We start from the raw sequence: 4,089 nt of genomic DNA on the forward strand, positions 1-4,089 counted from the left end.
TATCAGCCGGTGGTGGAAGCTTTGCAATCGGCCCTGCGCGAGGCCAATCTGGATGTTCCGGTTATCACCTCAGGATGCCTAGAAGTCTGCCAACAAGGGCCGGTGGTTTTCTACTCTGGTGACCGCACCTGGTACAAGCAAGTCACACCCCCAGTAGCGCGGCAAATTGTCCAGGAGCACCTGCTGAACAAGTGTCCCTTAAAAGCTCACCTTTTTCCTGGGGATTAGCCTATGGTCAGCCTACAAGCTCTTGTCCAGTCCATCCCCGAAACCCGCCGCGGGATCCCGGAGGTCATTTGGATCCAAGCCACCCGCGATCTAGCCCAAGGTCGATTTTGGCCCAGCCTATTGACCACCATCGGCTGCCTTAGCAACATTGCCTATACCTGTACACTGCCTTTTGTAACTGTTGGCATCGTCACGGGCACCACGTTAACTCGCCAAAGGGCAATCGTCAGCGCTTCGATGATTTGGCTGGCCAACCAAATCTTTGGCTACACCTGGCACAACTATCCCCGTACCCCTGATTCTTTGGCTTGGGGGTTGGTCTTGGGGATCGGCACGGTGGGGGTGGCGTGGCTGGCCAGCTATCGCCCGCTCTTTTTCCAGCCCCACCCTGTCCAACCTCGGCAATGGCTGCGCAATTACCTTTGGATCCTGGTCATGCTGATCCTAGGGTTCCTTGCTTTTGAAGGGCTGATCTTGGCAGCCGGCCTGGTGCTGGGCGGAACAGAGGGCCTGACCCTGCCCATCTTGGGCAAGATCTGGTTGCACAACTGGCTGTGGACGGGCTTTTGGCTTGGGATCCACGCGCTGCTGGCCTGGGACAGAGGACGCCGCCGACTGGAGTTGGCGAAAGCCAACCTCGGCGGGCTGGGGTATCCCCAAGGGAGATCCAGGCCAGAATAGGGGTGACCTGCGCGCGAGGGATCCCTTTGCAGCCCGCTCAGCTCGACAACTCCCCCTTTGACCGGCTCGTGGACTACGTCCCGCTGACGCGATCGGCTTCCTGCCGCTTGCTGCTGTTGAGCGGCAAGGGGGGCGTGGGCAAGACCACCCTGGCCTGTGCCCTAGCCCGTCACCTAGCCCAGAGGCAACCAGAGCGCCGTCTGCTGTTGCTGTCCACCGATCCGGCCCACTCCCTGGGGGATGTGCTGGGGATCCCGGTGGCCGACACCCCCCAACCCCTGCCGGAAAGTGCTCCGCACCGCTTGCGCGAACGGCCCAACTTGCAGGTGCGGGCTCTCCAGGCCGAGGTGCTGCTGCAGTCTTTCAAGCAGACCTACGGCCCTGCTCTGGAGCTCATTGCCGAGCGGGGCAGTTGGCTGGGGCGAGAGGATCTGTTGCCCCTTTGGGATCTGGACTGGCCGGGGGTGGACGAGCTGATGGCCATCCTCGAGGTCAACCGCCTGCTGGCAGGCCAAGAGGTGGACACAGTCATCCTGGACACGGCCCCCACCGGCCACACCCTGCGGCTGTTGGAGTTGCCCGACTTTTTGGATAATCTGCTGGCGGTGTTTGCCACCTTCCAGGCCAAGCACCGCGAGGTTGTCCAATCCCTGACGGGCACCTATCGACCGGATGAGGCCGATGCCTTTTTGACCCGGCTACAAAGTGAGCTGGAGGGAGGCAAAGCCCGCCTCACCGACCCGGAGAGCACCTCTGCTTGGCTGGTGCTGATCCCGGAGCCGTTGAGCGTGGCGGAGACCCGCCGCTTCTGTCAACAACTGCAAAGCCGCCGTGTGCCTGTGGGGGGTCTTCTGGTCAACCAGGTGTTGCTAGGGACGGTGGCGGCCGCAGGGGAAAAAGCGGAAGCAACCCCCAACCGCCCCTCGCCTCTCTACCTGGCCCGCCAGCAGGAGCAGTGGCGCTGGCTAAAAACGCTCCAAGAGGAGCTGCCTGGCTATCCCATCTGGGTTTGTCCCTATCAACTGGAGGAGCCGATTGGGCCGACGGCCCTGGACAAGCTGGTGCAACAGCTTCGCCCCTTGCCAGAGGTGCTGCCGCAGTTGGAAGAGATCCCCCCTAGCCCAGGGGAGCCTGTCGGCGGGATCCCCTCCCCCCCAAGGGTGGCCCTGCCAGATTTTTTGGCCCAAGGGATCCGCCTTGTGCTGGTGGGGGGCAAGGGTGGGGTGGGCAAGACCACGGTGGCCGGGGCCCTGGCCTGGAACCTGGCCCAGCGCCATCCCGACCAGCGGCTCTTACTGGTCTCCATCGACCCGGCCCACTCGCTGGGGGATCTGTTTCAGACAAAGCTGGGTCAGGAGCCGCTGCCGCTCTTGCCCAACCTGCTGGGCCAGGAGATCGAGGCGGCGGCAGTGCTGGAGCGCTTCCGCCAAGACTACCTGGAGGAGGTGGCGGCCATTTTGGCAGGCGAGGGGACGGCAGGGGTGGAAGTCCAGTACGACCCCCAGGCTTGGCGGCAGCTTTTGCAGATGCCCCCTCCCGGTCTAGACGAGGTGATGGCCCTGCTGACGGTGCTGGAACAAGAAGCCAGCGGCCAGTTCAACCTGGTGGTGGTGGATACCGCCCCCACCGGCCACCTCTTGCGCTTTTTGCAGATGCCGCAGGCCCTAGAAGGCTGGGTGAGCCTGGCCCTGAAGCTGTGGCTAAAGTACCGCGACGTGGTGGGCCGGCCGGAATGGGCGCAGCGGTTGCGGGATCTCCTGGCCCAGGTGCGCCAGCTGCAGCGGCGGCTGCGGGATCCCCAGTTTGTTAGCTTTGTCCCTGTCTTCAACCCCGAACAGGCAGTTCTGGCGGAAACCGAGCGCCTCTTGGCGGAGTTGGATGCCCTAGGGATCCCCCATCCCTACGCCGTTCTCAATCGGGTTTGGCTGGAGGACTCCACCCCCTTTGGCGCAGCCCTTTGGCGCCGCCACCAGGCCATCCTGGCCCAGTTGCCCCAGCGCTTTCCCCAGCAGGCCATTGTCACCCTCCCTTTCCTGCACCCGCCCAGCCTAGAAGTCGTTGGGGCTTACCTGCTAGGCAGCCCGGCGCCAATTCCCGCCTAGGGAGGCTAGCCTAGAGAAGGTGCGGGTGCCGCCTCTTTCCTCTGCGTTTTGCCTATGTTGCCCAACCTCCCCCTGCAAGCCATCCCCCTGTTCTCGATTGCTGCAGCCATCCTGTTGGTGTACCTGCCCATGGGCGTGGTCGGCTATGCCCGCGCTCGCGTTGGCTACGATCCCCATGCGCCGCGGGCTATGTTCGACCGGCTGCCTCCCTACGGCCAGCGGGCTACCTGGGCCCATGCCAACGGCTTTGAGGCCCTGGGCACCTTTGCGCCGTCAGCCTTGATTGCCTATGTTACTGGCCCCCACCCGGATCCCTGGCTGTTTGGCCTTAGCGGCGACGAAGGGGTAGCCTTGCTCTGCGGTGTGTTTCTGCTGGCACGGCTGTTTTACAACTTTTTCTACATCGGTGACATTCCCCTGGGGCGCTCCCTCTCCTTTTTGGTTGGGTCGCTGGCCACGCTGGGCCTGCTGCTGATTGGCCTGTTGCCGTTTCTGGGCCAGAACTGGGCTTAGCCCGAGGCTAAAGCCGCAGCGACGAGAGGGCCACGCCAGCCCGGTGGGCCACCACCACGCCAATGGCCTCCAGGTAGGAGCTAACCGCCACATGCGGGATCCCCAACTGGCGCGGGTGAACCTGCATGACGGTGGTGTTTTCTTCGACGGCAATAAACAAGGGCGGGCGGGGGCGGCTGGCGAGGTAAAGTAGGCCGGGGCCGCCAAAGGCGGTGGCCGGGGCAATGACGCTATCCACCTGCTCGGCTGTCAGGTCGCCCGTCTGGAGGGGATCCCCCCTTTTCACAAACTGGGGAGCGTAGCTCAGCCCTGCCAAAACCGAGGGCAGGAAGGTAAACCCCACCTCTTCAGCGGCAGCGCGGGGGTGAACCAGCTTGGGGTCGGGATCAGGGTAGAGGGCCGGAGCATGGGCACACGGGATCCCCAGCTCCCGCACCACCAGGTGGCTGAGGATGGCCTCGGCCCCCGCCAGGGGATCTACCCCCTGCCCCTGCTCGTACTGGCTAAAGTCAAGATCGTCGGGGAAGCGGGCCACCACGGCAATGGCCTCGGCCCCTGCATAGAG

Annotated in this window: 5 protein-coding genes; 4 read left to right on the forward strand and 1 reads right to left on the reverse strand. The window is 63.8% G+C overall.

Annotation, left to right across the window (positions count from 1 at the left end; genetic code table 11):
• From NW863_RS10575 to NW863_RS10590, 4 genes are all read left to right on the forward strand, one after another.
• Nucleotides 1-228 (forward strand): (2Fe-2S) ferredoxin domain-containing protein (locus NW863_RS10575; RefSeq protein ID WP_414366236.1); only part of this gene is annotated, 228 nt, incomplete at its 5' end.
• A 3-nt stretch (nt 229-231) separates the two neighbouring features.
• Nucleotides 232-909, forward strand: a complete 678-nt coding sequence (locus tag NW863_RS10580) for a hypothetical protein (RefSeq protein WP_414366238.1) — start codon at nt 232-234, stop codon at nt 907-909.
• 2 nt (nt 910-911) lie between these two features.
• The gene (locus NW863_RS10585; RefSeq protein ID WP_414366240.1) at nt 912-3,011 is read left to right on the forward strand and encodes an ArsA family ATPase; all 2,100 of its coding nucleotides are present in this window, start codon (nt 912-914) and stop codon (nt 3,009-3,011) included.
• 54 nt (nt 3,012-3,065) lie between these two features.
• Entirely contained in the window at nt 3,066-3,524 is a 459-nt protein-coding gene (locus NW863_RS10590; protein WP_414366242.1) for an MAPEG family protein, read from the forward strand.
• 7 nt (nt 3,525-3,531) lie between these two features.
• On the opposite strand, the gene NW863_RS10595 is transcribed toward NW863_RS10590, so the two are convergent.
• A partial coding sequence (locus NW863_RS10595; protein ID WP_414366244.1) for a DUF3326 domain-containing protein occupies nt 3,532-4,089 on the reverse strand: 558 nt, incomplete at its 5' end.

The organism is Synechococcus sp. B60.1 (genome assembly GCF_047462555.1).
Lineage (GTDB): Bacteria > Cyanobacteriota > Cyanobacteriia > Thermostichales > Thermostichaceae > Thermostichus.

Bases quoted from the DNA above. Each gene is read 5' to 3' on its own strand.
- NW863_RS10580 (WP_414366238.1), top strand. From the start codon at position 232: ATGGTCAGCCTACAAGCTCTTGTCCAGTCCATCCCCGAAACCCGCCGC.
- NW863_RS10590 (WP_414366242.1), top strand. From the start codon at position 3,066: ATGTTGCCCAACCTCCCCCTGCAAGCCATCCCCCTGTTCTCGATTGCT.